Source organism: Halogeometricum sp. S1BR25-6 (assembly GCF_031624495.1).
In the GTDB taxonomy this organism is placed as follows: Archaea; Halobacteriota; Halobacteria; order Halobacteriales; family Haloferacaceae; genus Halogeometricum; species Halogeometricum salsisoli.
In genome coordinates this window covers 821,162-838,988 of record NZ_JAMQOP010000002.1, presented here as the reverse complement: position 1 = coordinate 838,988, position 17,827 = coordinate 821,162, and the positions used below count along the sequence as shown (strand labels likewise).

Here is a 17,827-nt window from a genome sequence, read left to right as displayed (position 1 = left end):
CGGTACGTGCACGCCGACGCCGACGGCCCCCGAGAGTTCGCCTTCGAACTCGCCCTCTGCTCGCACCTCGAAGAGGCGACCGACTGGGTGCTCGGCCGCCAACTCGGCGCCGCCGTCGCCGCGCCCGCCCGCCGCGTCGTCGACGTCTGCGGCCTCGTCCCCGGCCCGGCGTTCGACGACCGCGCGGCAATCTCCGAGCGGACGATTCCGGTCCGCGCAGTGACGAGCGACGTCGGCGTCGGCGAGGCGGTGTTCTGGCGCGACGCGTTCGACTGCCACCGCGAGACGGCGCGGGAGACGGTCGACGCCGCCGTCGAGGCGGGCTTCTTCGACTCGGAGGTCCGCGGCGGCCGCGAGTACGTCCGGCGGACGACGCGCTACCCGGAGGAGTGGTTCGCGTCGCTCGTCGGCGTCGAGAACAAACCCGACCTAGACGCCCCCGGCGACTTGGAGCGTCAACTCCGGACGGACGTCTCTCTCGGCCTGTTCGACGAGGTGGTGTTGGCCACGGAGAGCCACGTCACCCGCGCGCACCTCAACCGCATCCCCGAGGCGGTCGGCGTCTGGCGGTTCGACCCGGCGACGGGCGAACGGACCGTCGTCCGCGACCCGACGCCGCTCGACGCGGCCGGTCCGGGCGTCGAACTCGCCGCCGAGCACCCCCTCCGAACCGACGTGACGGTCGTCTCCGCGGAAGAGAAGCGACTCGCGCGACTCCGCGTCGCAGAGCGGACCTACGGCAAGGGCTGGCGGACGTACGAGTTCCCCCCGTGCGCCAGCGCACGGGCCACCGACGACGGCCGCCCCTACTGCGCTCACTTCGGCCGCGTCGTCGACCCCGGCCGCGACTGCGGCGACGACTGCCCGGCGTTCGAAGCGGGGGAGTCGCCCGCCGTCGACGCCGCGACGCTCCGAGACGACCGGACGCCGTGGGTCGTGGACCCCGCGGGCGTCGCACGCCGACAGAGCGGGCTAGACCGGTTTCTGTGACCGCGGCTCGCGCTCACTTCTCGTCTCCGTTCCCGTCTCCGCGCTCCCCCCGGTCGGCGTGGACGAGACCGATGGTCACGACGACGCCGAGCACCACGACGAAGACGGCGCCGCCGAGAAAGTCGACACGCCCCGTCAGCGCAACCGAAACGGCCGCGTAGACGCCGCCGCCGGCGAGGGCACTGCCGACGGCGTACGGGAGTCCGGGTGGTGTTTCCACGGGGTTCAGAGCTCGTACTGTTCGCCGTCGAGCGCCAGCGGTTCCTCGAACGCCTCTTCGACCGGATAGAAATGCGCCGTGTGGACGAGTCGGGTCCGTTCGGCGTTCACGTCCGCGGCGAGGTCCAGTGCCCCCTCCCGCGTCATGTGCTTCGTGCCGAACGTCCGCGGGACGCCGTCGGCGTCGTGGTGCTTGCCGCCGAGCGGGTGGTGCTCGCAGAGCGACGCCGGGACGATGGCGTCGGCCAAGAAGAGGTCGGGGTTCGCGAGCGCCTCCCGCGACTCCTCGGGGACGCCGTAGCTCGTATCGCCCGATAGCGAGAGCTTCGCGCCCGTCTCGGGGTCTTCGACCGTCAGCCCGTAGCAGACCAGCGGCGGGTGGTCGACGGGGACGAGCGTCACGTCGAGACCGCACGTCCGGAACGTCTCGAAGGGAGTCTGCTCGCGCACCGTGATTCGGTCGAGGTAGTCGTACTTCTGCGAGACGGTGCCCGCGACGCTCCGCCCCGTCTTCGGGTCCACCTCGTCGGCCGCGTGGACCGGCAGGTCGTCGAACACCCGGTAGGCGTTCCCGAGGCCGTCGACGTGGTCGAAGTGGATGTGGCTGACGAGGCCCGCGTCGGGGAGGGGGACGTCGTGCGTCAGAAACTGCTGGCGGAAGTCGGGGCTGAAGTCGACGAGCAGCGACTCGCCGGTCCGCGTGTTCTCGATGTGGACCGAAAAGCGCGACCGCTCGACGCCCCGGGCGCGCGCCTCGCGGCAGGTGTCGCAGTCGCACCCGACGGTCGGCGTGCCCGTGGTGTCGCCCGTTCCGAGGAGGGTGACGCGCATCGTCGGGTGTAGGGGACGGCGGGGTGATAAGCGTAGTCGAAGGCGAAAGAAAAGAGACGAGAGGCCGCGCCCTCAGTCGTCGTGGCCGTGGTCGTGCGAGTGTTCGTCGCCGCTTCCGCCGCCGTCGCCCGCCACCAACTGCTCGCCGTCGGACATCATGTCCATGTTCTTCAGGTTGTCCCGCTCCTCGAAGTCCTCCACGGCGTCGAGGATGTCCTCCTGCGTGAGCGACATCCGCTCTTCGGTGAGGGCTTCGAGGACCGCCTCGCGGAGGACCATGCGGAGGTCAGAGCCGGTGAGTCCCTCGGTTCGCTCCGCGACGGAGTCGGGGTCGAACTCCGCGACGTCCATCCGTTTCGTGATGATGCGGAGGATGTCGGCGCGCATCTGCTGGTCCGGCTTGGGGAAGTTGACGATTTCGTCGAAGCGCCGCCACGCCGCCGCGTCGAGTTGGTCAGGGTGGTTCGTCGCGCCGATGAGGATGACCTCGTCGCGGATGAGCGAGATGTCGTCGATGCTCTTCAATAGCGTGTTGACGGCGCGTTTGAGGGCGGCGTGCTCGTCCGACCGGCGGGTCTTCGCCACCGAGTCGAACTCGTCGATGAAGAGGATGCAGGGGGAGAGCCGTTTGGCCACCTCGAATGTCTTCTCGACGTTCTTGGCGGTCTCGCCGAGGTACTGGCTCGTTATCATCGAGAGTTTCACCTCGACGAACGGGAGGCCGAGTTCGTGTGCGAGCGCTCGCGAGACGGTCGTCTTCCCGGTGCCCGGCGGGCCGACGAACAGTATCTTGCCTATCTCGCGGAGGCCGATGTCCGCGAGGTACTCGCGGTGTTCGATGGCCTTCATCAGTTTCTGGATTTCCCCCTCCTGGTCCTGCGTCAACACGAGATCCGTCAGGGTCATCTCTATCTCCTCGGGCGCGCGGACCTGCACGAGGTCCAGCATCTCGGCGTCCTCCTCCTCGTCGAAGTACTGGTCGAGCAGGCTGTCGATCCAGACGCGGTCGGCCTGGATAGAACGGGTTTGCTCGCGCGCCTCCGCGTGGGTCACGTCGACCTCCTCGCGGTCCTCGACGGCGGCGGCGACGGTGGGGTTCGTCGACAACCGCTCGTGGTCGGCCCGGTCGAGGAACCAGTCGATGGCCATGTCCGGTTGCGTGAGCGAGATGCGGCCGGAGAAGTCCTCGCGCTGGGTGAACATGAGGTCCGAGACCGCTTCCCAGGGGCGTTCGACGCCGGTCGCTTTACGGGCGATGCTGTCGGTCACCACCAGGGGGCGTTCGATGCCGATTGGGGCCGTCTCGTCGCTGTCGTCCTCGTCGTCGTCGTCCGGCGGGTCCGTCCAAAAGACGCGGCGATACCGCGGCGGGAGGTCGTTCTCATCTAACTCACGGTTTTCGGTGTACAGATTCGCCGTGAGGAGGAACTCGACCACCTCGAGAGCCGGGTCACTCATCCCAACAACGTTACCCTCCGGATGGCATAAGACCGTCGAATACCGCCGACGGCGCGCCGGGAGCGCCCGAACCGAACGCCGAGTAGACGAACGCACACCTATTATTGTATTAGGTATTTGATGCTCACCCGTGGTGTCAATTCTAGGCTTATCTGTTCAACGATTAGCTCTAAGTGCCGTGGTATTTCACAAAGTATCGTGATTCAGATTTCGAGCGGTCGGCGAATCCGCTCTTCCGGTGGCGAATCGTCTACTCTCGGCGGGGGAGGTGGCGTCCGTGGCTAGACAGGTCTCGACGACGTGCATGCGGTGTGCGGTCGGATGCGGGCACGTCCACCGCGAGGTCGAATCGGGCGCGGGCATCGAACGCGTCACCGGCGACCCCGCCCACCCCGTCTCGCAAGGTCTCGCGTGCGGTCGAGGCATCCGCGAGTCAGCGGAACCGGAGGGGGAGTGGCTCACGCGACCGCTCGTCCGACGCGACGACGAACTCGTGCCGACGACGTGGGAGAACGCGATGTGTCTGGTCGCGAGTGCCGTCTCCGACGCCGCGGCCGCGGACCCCGACGAGGTGGCCATACTGGGAAGCGGCCAGCAGACGAACGAGGCGGCGTACGCCCTCGGGAAACTCGCTCGCGGCGGACTCGGAACTCGGCTGTACGACGCGAACACGACGCTGTGCATGGCGTCGGCCGTCACCGCCTACTACCGCGCGTTCGGGAGCGACGCCCCGCCGCCCTCCTACGACGACATCCCGGAGGCGGAGTCACACGTCGTCTGGGGGGCGAACCCCGCCGTCGCTCATCCCGTGATGTTCCGCTGGATAACCGACAGCGCGCAGGACGGCGACCTCATCGTCGTCGACCCCGTCGAGACGGAGTCGGTGGCGCTGGCCGACGAACACGTCGCCCTCGACCCCGGCGGCGACCTCGCCCTCGCGCAGGCGGTGCTCCGTCGCCTCGTCGACACCGACCGGGTGGACGAGACGTTCCTCTCGGAGAACGTCGTCGGCTTCGACTCGCTCCGCCGGTCGCTTCCGACCGTCGCGGACGCCGCCGAGGCCGCGGGCATCTCGGTCGACACCGTGGAGCGACTGGCGACGGCGTTCGAGTCGAAGACGCTCGTCTACTGGGGCATGGGCGTCAACCAGAGCGTTCGCGGGAGCGCCACCGCCGGCGCGCTGGTCGACCTCTGTCTCGCCTCGGGCAACCTCGGCCCCGGGTCCGGCCCGTTCTCCCTGACCGGACAGGCGAACTCGATGGGCACCCGCGTCTGCTCCTCGAAGGGCTCTTGGCCCGGTCACCGCGCCTTCGACGACCCCGAAGAGCGCGCCCGCGTCGCCGACGAGTGGGACGTGCCGGTCGAACGACTGCCGGACGACCCCGGCCCCGGTCCCGTCGACGTACTCCGCTCGGACCCGACGGTGCTGTGGACGATAGCGACGAACCCCGCCGCGGGCTATCCGAACGGGGGGGCCGTCCGCGACGCCTTGGAGGAGACGTTCCTCGTCGTGCAGGACGCCTTCCGCACCAAGACGGCCGAGTACGCCGACGTGGTGCTGCCGGCGGCGACGTGGGGCGAGACGGAGGGGACGGCGATAAACATGGAGCGGACCGTCTCGCGCGTCCGCGCGGCCACCGACCCGCCGACGGGCGTCCATACCGACCTCGACATCATCTGCGACGTGGCGCGCCGCGTCGTCCCCGGCCTCCTTCCGTCGCCGCCCGCGGACCCGTCGAAGATATTCGACGAGTTCCGGCGGCTCACCGCCGGCACGAAGGCCGACTGCGCGGGCATCACCTACGACCGCCTCGATGCGGAGTACGCCGTCCGCTGGCCCGCGAAGGGGCCGACCGACAGCACCGTCTACCGCTACCTGACCGACGACGGTTCGTGGTCCTTCGAGACGCCCTCGGGACTGGCGCGCGTCTCGACGCCCGCGTTCGACGCCCCGGCGCTCCCCGAGGAACCGGACGACACGTACGACCTGACGCTCACCACCGGCCGCGAGTCGGACGGCTACAACACCGGCGTCCGCTCCCGCGGGGAGTCCGAACCGGAACCGCTCGTCGTCCGGGCCGCCCCGGAAACGCTGGAGGCGCACGCGGACGCCCTCGCCGTCGACGCGGACGAGACCGGAGACGCCGCCGTCGACGCGGACGGCGAGGAGTCCGAGCGACACACCCTGCTGGACACCCGCCGCGGCACCGTGCCGGCCGTCGTCGAAGCCGACGAGACGGTCCCCGCCGGTCTGCTGTGGTGTTCCATCCACCACCCCGAGACGAACCGCCTCACTGTCGACGCCGTCGACCCGCACTCGAAGGAGGCGAACGTCAAGCAGTGCGCGGTTCGCCTGCGCCACCCCTCGACCCCCCGCCCCGAACCCTCCCCCGTCGCGGAGGCGAGCGACTGATGGCCCTCCGCGGACCGTCTCGGCGACCGACGGATGACGGCTGACGTCCGCCGGACGGGGGTCGTCCTCGCCGGCGGGCGCTCGACTCGGTTCGAGGGCGGCGACAAGGCGCTCGCACCGCTCGACGGCGAACCGCTCGTGCGCCACGTCGCGTCCGCGTTCGCCCCCGTGGTGGACGAACTGGTCGTCAACTGCCGACCCGAACAGGCCGACGACCTGACCGCGGCCGTCGGCGACCTCTCGGTTCCGCTCGTCCTCGCGTTCGACCCCATCCGCGACCGCGGACCGCTGTTCGGTCTCCGGACCGCGCTCAGACACGCCACCGGTGCGTACGCGCTCGCCGCTCCCTGCGATATGCCGTGGCTGTCGACCCCCCTGCTCGAACACCTGCTCTCGCAGGCAGTCGGGGCGACGGGGGCGGTGTTGGAGTGGGAGCGGTGCGTCCGACCGTTCCCGGCGGCGATACACGTCGACTCCGGCCTCGTCTCCTGTTCGGAACTGCTCCGGACGGGCCGTCGGGGCTTCGGCGCCTTCCGCTCCTCGCTCGGTCCGGTCGTCGTCGACGAACGGGTCGCCCGCGCCCACGGCGCGCCCGGCATCCTCCGCGACGTCGACGTCCGGGCGGACCTCCCCGAGGCCGCCCGCCGACCCGACCCCTCCGGCGTCGACCCCTGACCCGAACGCCCCGCCGGGAGTGAAACTCCGCGCCCGTGTCTCCGAGTTCTGCCCCATTTATCACCACGGACGACCGAGAAACGACCATGCCTCAGCCAGTCATCGCGGCCGCGTACCGCACCCCGTTCGGCAAGGCCGGCGGCGTCTTCGAGGACGTCCGGAGCGAGGACCTCTCCGTGGCGCTCATCGACCACATCCTGGAGGAGACCGACCTCGACGGCGAGGACGTGGACGACCTGATGTGGGGCGTCGCCCAGCAACGCGGCGAGCAGGACAACAACGTCGCCCGCGTCATCGCCCTCCTCTCCGAACTCGGGGAGGGGACGCCCGCGACGAGCATCAACCGCTGGTGCGCCTCCTCGATGCAGGCCGTCATCTCCGCGTCCGACGCCGTCGCCGCGGGCAACCGCGACTGCGTCCTCGCGGGCGGCGTCGAGAGCATGAGTCGCGTGCCGATGGACGGCGACTCCTACGAGCACCTCCACCCCGAACTATCCGAGACGTACAACGTCTTCCAACTCCAGATGGGGATGACCGCGGAGAAGGTGGCCGAGGAGTACGGCGTCTCCCGCGAACAGCAGGACGAGTACGCCGCGCAGAGCCACGAACGCGCCGCCGAGGCGACCGATTCGGGCCGCTTCGACGACGAAATCGTCCCCATCGAGACGGACGACGGCGTCGTCACCGAGGACGAGGGCATCCGCCGGGACACCTCCGCGGAGGCGCTGGCGGGTCTCGACCCCGCGTTCACCGGCGACGGGACGGTCACGGCCGGCAACTCCTCGCAGATAACCGACGGCGCGGCCGCCCTCCTCGTCACCTCCCGCGAGTTCGCCGACGAACACGGCCTCGACGTCCTCGCCGAGACGGGCGCGAACGCCGTTGCCGGCGTCGACCCGACGGTGATGGGCATCGGCCCCGTCCCGGCGACGCGGAACCTCCTCGAACGCAACGGTCGGGACGTCTCCGACTACGGCCTCGTCGAACTGAACGAGGCGTTCGCCAGCCAGTGTCTCTACGCGCGCGACGAACTCGGCGTCGACCCCGAGCGGTACAACGTCAACGGCGGCGCAATCGCCCTCGGTCACCCCCTCGGCGCCTCGGGCGCCCGACTGCCGGTGACGCTCATCCACGAGATGATAAAGCGCGACGAGGAGCGCGGACTGGCGACGCTGTGCGTCGGGTTCGGACAGGGCGCCGCGATAGAGTTCAGCCGGTAGTTCGGACTCCCCCGTACCGGTCTCACACTCTCCCGAACGCGTCGCACGCGTCGCTCGGGCGTCCCGACGTTCCGACGGCCACGACGTTTTTTGAGCGTCCGTCCAACGTATCAGATGTTCATGGACAACGACCGTTCACGCGACGCCGACAGCGACCGAACGCTCAGCCGTCGCCGCCTCCTCGCCGGCACCGCGGCGGCCGGGACGGCGGCGCTGACGCCAGCGTTCGCCGACTCGGCGGCCGCCCAGTCGGGCGACGACGAGGAGGCCGCGACGCCGTCCGCGGCGGTGCAGAACACGGCGCCGACGTTCGGCAACTCCGATTACACCGGCCTGTTCGTCCAGGTGTCGGGCTACAACCGGGACGCCGACAACCAGGGCGTCGGTAGTTGCGGGTTCGTCGACAGCGAGGACAGCGTGACGGGCTACGACGCCGAGATAATCGACACCTACAACGACAACCACCAGTCAGAGTCCATCGTCCTGTTCGCGGTGACGCAGAACCCCATCCAACCCGGAAAGCTGTTCGTGGTGAACAGCCAGACCCAGTGCGGCGGCGGCGGATACGTCAACCTGCGGCTCGAAGAAGTGGGGAGCAGCAGCATCGAGACGCCCGGTTCGGCCGGGGGCGGGTCGGGTTCGGGGTCCGGGTCGGCGATTCCCGGGTTCGGGTTCCTCGCCGGCGCCCTCGGTCTGGGCGCGGCGGGCGCGGCCGCCGCTCGCTCGAACGACTGAGAGCGCAGTTCTCTTCTTTTAGCTGTCGGGGTTGACGAACGCCATCGCCTCGCGGACGGCGTCGTGACCGCCGATGACGGTTATTCGGTCGCCGTGCTGGATGGTGTAGTCGGCGCTCGGAACGCTGGTCTGCCCGTCGCGGGCGACCAGCGCGATGAGACAGCCCTCGGGGAGTTCCGGACCGATGTCGCGGACGGTCCGCCCGACGATCTCCTCGGAGGTGACCTCCACCTCTTGGACGTCGCCCGAGTGACCGATCTCGCCCATCCAGTTCATCATCGCGGGCCGTTCGATGTAGTTGTCGATGGCCTGCGCCGTCGCCAGCACCGACGAGATGGTGCGTACACCGAGTTCCTCGAAGGCGTCGACGTTGTTCGGGTTGTTCGCCCGGGCGATGATGGTTTCGGGGTCGAACTTCGAGTTCGCCAGTTGGGCGACCAGCAGGTTCACGTCGTCGTCGCCGGTGGCGGCGACGACGATTTTCGCGTTGCCTGCCCCCGCCGACCGCAACACGTCGGTGTCGGTGCCGTCACCTTGGTGGACGGTGTGGCCCGCGTTGCGGGCGATCTGGATTATATCCGGGTCATGTTCGATGAGCACTACGTTTTCTCCGCGGTCTTCGAGGCGTTCGGCGAGCGTTCGGCCCACCTTGCCGCCTCCGACGATGAGTACACGCATTGGGATGACGTCGAGGTATTCGGCTATCTGTCGCGCGAGGCCGCCCTCGAAGACGACCGTCACGAGGATGACGAGGAAGACGGTGCCGACGAGGGTGTCGGCCGCCTGGGTCAGTCCTTCCGCTCGCAGTTGAATGGCGAACAGCGTCGCCACGGACGCGGGGATGATACCCCGCGGGCCGACGAGGCTCATGAACCACTTCTCGCCCGTCGTGAACCGGTCGCCCCGCGTCGACAGGAACATGAGGAGGGGTCGGAGCACGAGGGCGACGACGACGACGACGCCGAGGCCGCCGAGACCGAGGCGGATGAGCGTCCCGAAGTCCAACAGCGCCGCCAACGCGATGAAGACGAACGAGAGGACGATGAGCGTGATGTCGCCTTTGAACGCCGAGATGTCCTCCTCGTAGGGGATGTCGGCGTTGCCGAGGAGGATGCCGGCCGTGGCGACGGCGGCGATGCCCGCCTCGGTGGCGATGAAGTCCGCCGCGCCGTAGGCGACGAGCGCTCCGGCGAGGACGAGCAGACGCGCGTTCTGCGGCGCGTTGCCCGGCGAGAGGTCCACGTACCGGAGTCCGTAGACCATCGCCGCGGCGACGAGAGCGCCGACGACGACGCCGACGCCGAGGCGTTCGGCGAACAGCGTGAGGACCGCCCCCGGTTCGGTGACGTCCGCGACGATGGCCTCGAAGATGACGACGGCGAGGATGGCCGCCGTCACGTCGTTGACGATGCCCTCCGTCTCCAACAGCGCCTCAACGCGGTCCCGCGCCGGGACGACTTCGAGGATAGGGGCGATGACCGTCGGTCCCGTGGCGACGAGCAGTGCGCCGATGAGGAACGACACGGTCCACGGCGACCCCAAGAGGAAGTGTATCGCCGCGGCCGTTCCGATGAGCGCGATGAGCGCGCCGACGGTGACGACGCGAATCGTCGCCGCGGGCGCCTCCCTGAGCTTCTGGATTCGCAGGTGGAACGCCCCTTCGAAGACGATGATGGCGACCGAGAGGCCGACGATGGCCGAGAGGCCGCCGCCGAAGGAGTCGGGGTTGACGACGCCGAGCACCTCCGGCCCGAGCACGATGCCCGAGGCGATGAGAAAGAGGACGCTCGGAACCTGGAACCGGTCGGAGAGCACCTGCGAGACGACGCCGATACCGATGATGGCCGCGACGATGTAGATGAGGTTAGAACCCGCGGCCACTATGACTCCTCCATGTGTGCACGTCGAGGTTACGGATGCGCATAAAAGCACACATTCACGGCGCTCTCTTCCGCGTGAACGCCGACGAACGTGCGGGAAATCTCGGGAAGAGAAGGAGCGCCGAAGAGGGTGTCAGCCGTTCCTCGCCGCGGCGGCGTCCGCATCGTACAGCATGTCGACCTGGTCGGCGTAGCGGTCGAGGATGTTGCGGCGTTTCTTCTTCATCGTCGGCGTCATCAGGTCGTTGTGCTCGGTGAACTCCTCGGGAACCAGCCGGAACTGCTTGATCTGCTCGTACGGTTCGAAGCGCTCGTTCACCGCGTCGACCTCCGATTGAATCCGGTCGTCGACCCGGTCGTCGCGGCACAGCGAACGGAGGTCGTCCGGGAGGTCGTACCCCTCGCGGTCGGCCCACTCGCGGATGCCCTCGACGTTCGGCACGACCAACGCCGAGACGAACTTGCGACCGTCGCCGAGCACCATGCACTGCTCGACCACGTCGCTGGAGGCGAAGGCGTCCTCGATGGGGCCGGGGGCGACGTTCTTGCCCGTCGAGAGCACGAGAATCTGCTTGGCGCGTTCGCGGAAGGCGACGTAGCCGTCGGGCCGCAGTTCGACCACGTCGCCCGTTCGAAACCATCCCTCCTCTGTGAACGCGGCCTCGGTCTCCTCCGGCCGGTTCCAGTAGCCCTCCGTGACGTTCGGTCCCTTCACCAGCAGTTCACCTACCTCGCCGCCGGCATCGCCCGTCACCTCGCCGACGACGGTGTCGTCCAGTTTCACCTCCACGTCGGTGACGGGCGGGCCGATGGTGCCTATCTTCGGTTCCTCGGGCGGGTTGACCGCGATGACGGGCGACGTCTCGGTGAGGCCGTACCCCTCCAAGATGGGAAGGCCCATCCCGTGATACAGCGCGCACAGGTCCGGCGAGAGGCTCCCGCCGCCGCTGATGAAGAAGTCGATATGGCCCCCGAGCGCCTCGCGGACCTGCTCGAAGACGAGTCGGTCCGCCACTCGGTGTTTCGCCGTCAGGAGAACGCCGGGGGCGTCCGCCTCGTGGTACTCCCGGCCGACGTCGACGGCCCACTCGAAGATGCGCCGCTTCGCGCCGGACTCGCTGGCCTGCGTCCGAATCGCGTCGTACAGCTTCTCGTAGACGCGCGGGACGCTCGTCCCCGTCGTCGGTTCGACGAGTTGGAAGTCCTCGCGGAGGGTGTCGGGGCTCTCGGCGTAGGCGACGCAGGCGCCCGCCGCGAACATCAGAAAGTGTCCGGCGAGACGCTCGAAGACGTGCGCCAGCGGAAGGAACGACAGCGTGGTCGACCCCGTCGAGATGACGGGCACGTCGTCGTCCTTGTCCGGGCGAGGGCCGAACCGTTTGTAACACTGGTTCACGTTCGCGCGGAAGTTGCGGTGGGTGAGTTTCACGCCCTTCGGTCGTCCCGTCGTCCCCGAGGTGTAGATGAGCGAGGCGAGGTCCGCGGGGTCGCGTCCGTCGACCCACGATTCGTAGGCGTCCGCGTCGAACGACGCCGCGCCCGTCTCGTGCACCTCGCCGAGCGTGTAGACGTCCGAGCGGTCGCGGACGGCGCCGCCCATCCCGCTCCCGTCCGCGGGGTCGTCGAGGAGGACGATGAACTCCAAGTCGAGTTCGTCCTCGACGGCGAAGACGCGCCGGAGGAGGTCGGCGTTCTCGACGACGACGCCCGACGCCTCGGGGTCCGACAGCAGGTACTCCACCTGTCGCTCGGAGGAGGAGGTGTAGACGGTGGTGACGACGCCGCCGGCCGCGAGGAGCGCGAAGTCGCACTGCGCCCACTCCATCCGCGTGTGCGAGAGCATCCCGACGCGCGACCCCTCTTCGACGCCGAGTTCGCGGAAGCCGGCGGCGAGGTTCCGGACGATTCCGCGCATCTCGCCGTACGTCAGCGTCGCGAAGTCGCCGTCCGGCGCCGCCGAGACGACGCCGGCGGTCGCGAGCGAGCGGTCGTAGATGCCGCCCTTGTACCGCTGGGCGGGTTCGCCGGCGTTCCGGGCCGCGCTGTCCTCGAACATCCGCGCCAGCGTCCCGTCGCCGACGACCTCGTCCTCGAAGGTCGCTTCGGAGTCCCGCCAGTTCATACAACAGTATATTCGTTCACAATTTAAAAGAATGTACGTTCGGGGACGGGTGTCGCCGAGCGCTCGGCGGCGGATGCTCTACTCCTGTTTCGCCTGATAGTCCAGATAGCCGAGGACGCCGCGCGCGTTCAGTTTCTCCTCCTCGCCGGCCTTGCGTTCGCCCCACACTTCGGCCATCTGCGTGTGTTCCGCGAAGTGCTCGACCACGGCCTCGTCGTCGCCGAGTTCCGCCCGCTTCTGCCGAACCGCTTCCACCCACTCCACGAGCGTCCGTTTGTACGACTCCATCAGCGCCTCGTCGTACTCGACGGGGCCGAAGTGGCCGAAGCAGAGGACGTCGGGTTCCATCTCCTCGATGGTCCGCACGTCCGTCAGGCACTGCTCTAAGTCGAACTGCGAGGGCGGCGACGTCTGTCTGACTTCCTCTTTCTGCGGGACGTAGATGCCCGCCGCGTCGCCGGCGAACAGCACGTCGTCGGCCGAATCGAGGAACATCGTCTGGTGGGGGGCGTGCCCCGGCGCTTCTATCACCGACAGCGTCCGGTCGCCCAGGTCGATTTCGTCGCCGTCGCTCAGCGGTTCGATGCGGTCCTCGGGCACCGGTTCGGGTTCGACGTAGTACTCCCACTGCCGGCCGACGGCAGCCTTCGTTCCCTCGACGAGTCGCTCGGGGTCGACGAGGTGCGGAACGCCGATTTCGTGGGTCAGCACCGTCGCGTTCGGGCACGCCTCGGCGAGGAATCCGGCGCCACCCGCGTGGTCGAGGTGGACGTGCGTCGGCAGGACGTACGCCACGTCCTCGCGGGCGATGTCGAGTTCGTCGAGGGCGTCGAGGAGGTACTCGTGATTCGTCCCGATGCCGGTGTCGACGAACGCCGGTCGCTCGGCGTCGAGGATGTACACCGACCCGTACTGGTCGGTGTCGTACATCCCGGTGTCGACGTAGTGGACGTCCTTCGCGCCGGGCACCGCCGAAACGTCGCCGCGTGTCATGGCGGATGGCCGACGCGCGCGATGAAAAGCGTTCGGCTCCTGGCTATCATCACGCTCCGGCGTGAACGGCGAAGCAGACGAGAACACCTCGAAAGCCCCCGCCGTCCGAACTCGCACGAAGCGACACTCCGCCGCCACTCCCCCACGTCCTGGCCTGACACGGATGCGACACGGTTTTTGCGCCCCCTTCAGTAGCACTGCGCAATGATAAGCAGGCAGTTCCTCCGCGAGAACCCGGAGACGGTTCGGGAGGCGCTCCGGAACAAGGGCATCGAGGACGTGGACTTAGAGCGCGTCCTCGAAGTGGACGAGGAGTGGCGGTCGCTGAAGAAGGAGGGCGACGACTTGCGGCACGAGCGCAACGAGACGTCCTCGAAGATAGGCGACCTGAAGGCCGAGGGGAAGGACGAAGAGGCGCAGGAAGCCATCGAGCGCTCCCAAGAGCTGAAATCGGAGTTGGGCGAGGTGGAGTCGCGCGCGGACGAACTCGAAGCCGAGTTGGAGGAGAAACTGCTCGAACTCCCGCAGATTCCGCACGAGGACGTGCCCGTCGGCGACGACGAGTCGGACAACGTCGAACGTCGCCGCGAGGGGTTCGACGACCTGCGCGCGTTGCCCGACGAGGTGATTCCGCACTACGACATCGGCGAGGACCTCGACATCCTCGACTTCGAACGCGGCGCGAAGGTCACCGGCGGCGGCTTCTACTTCGCGAAGGGCGACGGCGCGCGCCTCGAACACGCCCTCATCCAGTTCATGATGGACGTCCACCGCGAACAGGGCTACGTCGACGTCTTCCCGCCGATTCCGGTCAACTCGCGGTCGATGGTCGGCACCGGCCAGTTCCCGAAGTTCACCGACGACGCCTACCGCATCGGCGAGTCCAACGAGGAGGAGTGGGACGACGAGGACCTGTGGTTGCTCCCCACCGCGGAGGTGCCGGTCACGAACATGTACCGCGACGAGATTCTCTTGAACGACGACTTGCCGGTGAAACACCAGGCGTACACGCCCAACTTCCGGCGCGAGGCGGGCGAGCACGGGACCGAGACCAGAGGAATCGTCCGCGTCCACCAGTTCAACAAGGTAGAGATGGTCAACTTCGTCCGCCCCGAGGAGTCCTACGAGCGGTTCGACGAACTGCTGGACGACGCCGAGGAGGTGCTCCGCCGTCTCGGACTCCCGTACCGCATCCTAGAGATGTGCACGGGCGACCTCGGGTTCACCCAGGCGAAGAAGTACGACATCGAGGTGTGGGCGCCCGGCGACGACATGGACGACGGCCCCGAGGAGGGCGGCCGGTGGCTGGAGGTGTCGTCGGTGTCGAACTTCGAGGACTTCCAGGCGCGCCGCGCGGGTCTGCGTTACCGCCCGGAGCGACACGAGTCGGCGGAGTACCTGCACACCCTGAACGGGTCGGGCCTCGCCATCCCGCGGGTCGTCGTCGCCATCCTGGAGTACTACCAGAACGACGACGGCACCGTCACCGTCCCCGAGGCGCTTCAGTCCTACATGGGCGGTCTGGAAACCATGGAAGGGCACGACCCGGTCGGCGAGTCGGCGGTCGGCGCGGGCAAGCGCGACTGATTCGGCGACCGAGTCGACTCACCCCTCGCGGACGAACGTCTCGATGCGCGTCACGCCGTCGGCGCTCAGGGAGAAGGCGTCCGCGAACTCGAAGCGGACGCGCCCGTCCGCGCCGACGAGTCGGCCGCGGGCGACCCAGCCCTCCGCCGGGACGTCCCCATCCTCGTCCCTGTCTCCGTCGCCGCCGACGGCGCGGTACACCGCCGTCACGTCGTGTCTCGTGTCCTTCTCGGGACGGTCCTCGCGCATGAACGAGACGAACGTCTCGCGGTCCGACAGCGTCCGGTCGGGCCGGTCGTGGACGAACTCGGGGACGAGCAGCGCCGCGAGTTTGTCGTACTCCCCGGCGTCGACAGCCTCGTAGTAGCCTCGGACGACCGCCTCGCCGTCCGTCCGCGCTTCGTTCGCCTCGTCTCCGACTTCCGCGGAGTCCTGCGCGTCCATACCCCGTCTCCGCCCCCGAGGCCCCTGCCTCCTTCGGTCGCGGCGCGGGGGAAGGCGGTCCGGTTCCGTCCCGCCCGACCGACGGGCGCGACGAACCGCTTTTGTCGGCGCGACCCCTCCCGGCGGACGTGACCGCGGACACGACCGAGAGAGAGTCGGCAGAGTACGGCGTGCACGTCCGCTACGAGGGCGACGACGACCCAGCGAAGTGCACCGCCCGGAAACTCGCGTCGTTCGACCTCGCGGAACTGCACCGCTCGGACCGGGCGACGCCCTACGGGGTCGTGCTCAACCCGCACGCCGAGCGTGCGCTCTCGCCGGCCGACTCCGACGCGAAGAACGTCGTCGCCCTCGACTGCTCGTGGGAGTCGGCGGGCGAGGCGATGTTCTCCCTGCCGGGCGAGCACCGTGCGCTCCCCTACCTCGTCGCGGCCAACCCGGTCAACTTCGGGCGGCCGATGCAGCTAACCACGGTGGAAGCGCTCGCCGCGGCGCTGTGCATCTTCGGCCGCGCGGACCGCGCCGAGGCCCTGCTCTCGAAGTTCACGTGGGGCCACACCTTCTTGGAACTGAACGAGGAACCCCTCCGGCGGTACGCAGACTGCGCGAACTCGACGGAGATAGTCGAGATTCAACAGGAGTATCTGGACCGCGGGGAGTCCGAGTAGTCGCCGTCTCAGCGCCCCTTCACCCACGCGCCGACGGCGCCCGCTATCGCGCTGTCGACGGCGAACAGGAGGGTGGCGAACAGGCCAACGAGGAGGACGCCCGCGCCGCCGAGGAACGCCCCGAGGGGGCCGCCGGCGAGTCCGAGGGCGCCGCCGAGGACGCTCAGGAGGAGGGTGAGGACGATTCCGGAGACGGACCCCGCGAGGAGGCCGTTCCACGCGCCGTCGCCGAGGCCCCCGCCGGCGAGGTAGCCCGCGGCGAACCCGCCGATGAGACCCGCGCCTATCTGTCCGAGCACCGGTACCGTGAGGCCGACGGCGCCGACGACCAGTATCAGGAGGAAGCCGACGCCGACGGCGCGCCAGTCCGTGTTCATGTCTTCGGGTAGACTCCTCGCGGGCAAAAGTCCCGCGTCCGCCGACCGGTATCGGGCACCCGCTCTCCGTCCGGGACGGCCGGCGACCCGCGGACTCGGCGTCGACTCGTCGCCACGACGACGCGCGAGCGCCGAACGGACGCGCTTTTACCGTTCGGCCGAATAGGACGAAGCATGATTTTCGAGTCCCTTCCGACGACGCCGCGGTCGGAGGAACTTATCGACAAGGCGTTCTCGCGCGCGGCCCGGTCCGGTCGGGCGAAGTCCGGGTTGGAAGCCCAGGAGTCGATGCTCCAGACGGCCTCCTCCATCCTCTCGGACAACCTTGAGAACGTCGTCACCCAGTGGCCCGACTTCGGCACCGTCGACCCGTTCTACTACGAACTCGCCGACGCCATCGTCGACGTGGACGAAGTCCGCAAGAGTCTCTCGGAGGTGACGTGGGCGAGCCGTCAAGTCGCCGAGATTCGCCGCGAGTACCAATCGAAGATGCGGAAGTCCAACCCCGACACGGCGCGGAAACACCGCAAGCAGGCGTTCGCTCGCATGGCGGACATCGTCGAGGAAGTCGAGGACGACCTGCTCCGCATCGGCGAGGCGCGCGACTCGCTGAAGGGACTGCCCGACATCCGCCCGGACGAACCAGCCATCGTCGTCGCCGGCTACCCGAACGTCGGCAAATCGTCGTTCGTCAACCGCGTCACCCGCGCCTCGAACGAAATCGCGCGCTACCCGTTCACGACGAAAGGAGTTCAAATCGGTCACTTCGAGCACGACCGGGTTCGCTACCAGATTATCGACACGCCCGGTCTCCTCGACCGGCCCGAGGAGGACCGGAACGACATCGAGAAGCAGGCCGTCAGCGCCCTCGAACACCTCGCGGACGCCGTCCTGTTCGTCGTCGACGCCAGCGGCGCCTGCGGCTACCCGCTCGACGCGCAGGAGGAACTTCGAGACGCCGTCGAGGCGCGGTTCGCCGAGCGAGACGTGCCCGTTCTCACCGTCTGCAACAAGAGCGACCGCTCGACGGACGCGGAGGCGGACTACTTCATGAGCATTGAGACGGACGAGGGCGTTGAGGACGTGTTGGATGCGGCCGTCGCCGCCGTCGACTGGACGCCCGACATCCCGCCGTCGCGGCAGGAGTGAGCGTCGTGCCGGCCCGACCGTCGCGGAAACGGCTGTCGCTCCCAGAGCGGGTTCGTCGAGTATGAA

At 68.6% G+C, this 17,827-nt stretch carries 16 protein-coding genes; 8 read left to right on the top strand and 8 right to left on the bottom strand.

Going from position 1 to position 17,827, the window contains the following annotated elements:
* Positions 1-6 precede the first annotated feature (6 nt).
* On the top strand, positions 7-990 hold the full coding sequence (locus NDI76_RS14365; protein WP_310924977.1) for a DUF5787 family protein: 984 nt from the start codon (positions 7-9) through the stop codon (positions 988-990).
* A 13-nt stretch (positions 991-1,003) separates the two neighbouring features.
* Here the strand turns inward: NDI76_RS14365 and NDI76_RS14360 are convergent, their stop codons facing one another.
* The 3 genes from NDI76_RS14360 to NDI76_RS14350 form a co-directional block, all read right to left on the bottom strand.
* A complete protein-coding gene (locus NDI76_RS14360) occupies positions 1,004-1,210 on the bottom strand; it encodes a hypothetical protein (protein WP_310924773.1) in 207 nt (68 codons plus the stop codon).
* Positions 1,211-1,215: 5 nt separating this feature from the next.
* On the bottom strand, positions 1,216-2,040 hold the full coding sequence (locus tag NDI76_RS14355; protein ID WP_310924772.1) for an MBL fold metallo-hydrolase: 825 nt from the start codon (positions 2,038-2,040) through the stop codon (positions 1,216-1,218).
* Positions 2,041-2,112: 72 nt separating this feature from the next.
* Positions 2,113-3,498 (bottom strand): ATP-binding protein, encoded by a 1,386-nt coding sequence (locus NDI76_RS14350; protein ID WP_310924771.1) that lies wholly within the window; start codon positions 3,496-3,498, stop codon positions 2,113-2,115.
* 277 nt (positions 3,499-3,775) lie between these two features.
* Here NDI76_RS14350 and nasA point away from each other — a divergent pair, with 277 nt between their 5' ends.
* The 4 genes from nasA (at position 3,776) to NDI76_RS14330 (ending at position 8,541) form a co-directional block, all read left to right on the top strand.
* On the top strand, positions 3,776-5,911 hold the full coding sequence (gene nasA / locus NDI76_RS14345; protein WP_310924770.1) for an assimilatory nitrate reductase NasA: 2,136 nt from the start codon (positions 3,776-3,778) through the stop codon (positions 5,909-5,911).
* 33 nt (positions 5,912-5,944) lie between these two features.
* On the top strand, positions 5,945-6,586 hold the full coding sequence (locus NDI76_RS14340; RefSeq protein ID WP_310924769.1) for a molybdenum cofactor guanylyltransferase: 642 nt from the start codon (positions 5,945-5,947) through the stop codon (positions 6,584-6,586).
* Positions 6,587-6,672: 86 nt separating this feature from the next.
* Positions 6,673-7,806 (top strand): thiolase family protein, encoded by a 1,134-nt coding sequence (locus tag NDI76_RS14335; protein ID WP_310924768.1) that lies wholly within the window; start codon positions 6,673-6,675, stop codon positions 7,804-7,806.
* A 120-nt stretch (positions 7,807-7,926) separates the two neighbouring features.
* Positions 7,927-8,541: a hypothetical protein gene (locus tag NDI76_RS14330; protein WP_310924767.1), complete on the top strand. Its 615-nt coding sequence runs from the start codon at positions 7,927-7,929 to the stop codon at positions 8,539-8,541.
* An 18-nt stretch (positions 8,542-8,559) separates the two neighbouring features.
* Here NDI76_RS14330 and NDI76_RS14325 read toward each other — a convergent pair whose 3' ends face one another.
* The 3 genes from NDI76_RS14325 to NDI76_RS14315 form a co-directional block, all read right to left on the bottom strand.
* Positions 8,560-10,422, bottom strand: a complete 1,863-nt coding sequence (locus NDI76_RS14325; protein ID WP_310924766.1) for a cation:proton antiporter domain-containing protein — start codon at positions 10,420-10,422, stop codon at positions 8,560-8,562.
* A 132-nt stretch (positions 10,423-10,554) separates the two neighbouring features.
* Positions 10,555-12,543: an AMP-dependent synthetase/ligase gene (locus NDI76_RS14320; RefSeq protein WP_310924765.1), complete on the bottom strand. Its 1,989-nt coding sequence runs from the start codon at positions 12,541-12,543 to the stop codon at positions 10,555-10,557.
* Positions 12,544-12,621: 78 nt separating this feature from the next.
* Complete coding sequence (locus tag NDI76_RS14315) at positions 12,622-13,536, bottom strand: MBL fold metallo-hydrolase (RefSeq protein ID WP_310924764.1); 915 nt, start codon at positions 13,534-13,536, stop codon at positions 12,622-12,624.
* A gap of 204 nt (positions 13,537-13,740) precedes the next feature.
* On the opposite strand from NDI76_RS14315, the gene serS reads away from it, so the two are divergent.
* Positions 13,741-15,123, top strand: coding sequence for a serine--tRNA ligase (gene serS / locus NDI76_RS14310; RefSeq protein WP_310924763.1), 1,383 nt, complete (start codon positions 13,741-13,743; stop codon positions 15,121-15,123).
* Between the two features lie 18 nt (positions 15,124-15,141).
* Here serS and NDI76_RS14305 read toward each other — a convergent pair whose 3' ends face one another.
* Positions 15,142-15,567: a nuclear transport factor 2 family protein gene (locus tag NDI76_RS14305; protein WP_310924762.1), complete on the bottom strand. Its 426-nt coding sequence runs from the start codon at positions 15,565-15,567 to the stop codon at positions 15,142-15,144.
* Between the two features lie 128 nt (positions 15,568-15,695).
* On the opposite strand from NDI76_RS14305, the gene NDI76_RS14300 reads away from it, so the two are divergent.
* The gene (locus tag NDI76_RS14300; protein ID WP_310924761.1) at positions 15,696-16,235 is read left to right on the top strand and encodes a DUF367 family protein; all 540 of its coding nucleotides are present in this window, start codon (positions 15,696-15,698) and stop codon (positions 16,233-16,235) included.
* 8 nt (positions 16,236-16,243) lie between these two features.
* Here NDI76_RS14300 and NDI76_RS14295 read toward each other — a convergent pair whose 3' ends face one another.
* A complete protein-coding gene (locus tag NDI76_RS14295; RefSeq protein WP_310924760.1) occupies positions 16,244-16,612 on the bottom strand; it encodes a DUF5518 domain-containing protein in 369 nt (122 codons plus the stop codon).
* A 174-nt stretch (positions 16,613-16,786) separates the two neighbouring features.
* Here NDI76_RS14295 and NDI76_RS14290 point away from each other — a divergent pair, with 174 nt between their 5' ends.
* Entirely contained in the window at positions 16,787-17,761 is a 975-nt protein-coding gene (locus tag NDI76_RS14290) for an NOG1 family protein (protein ID WP_310924759.1), read from the top strand.
* Positions 17,762-17,827 lie beyond the last annotated feature (66 nt).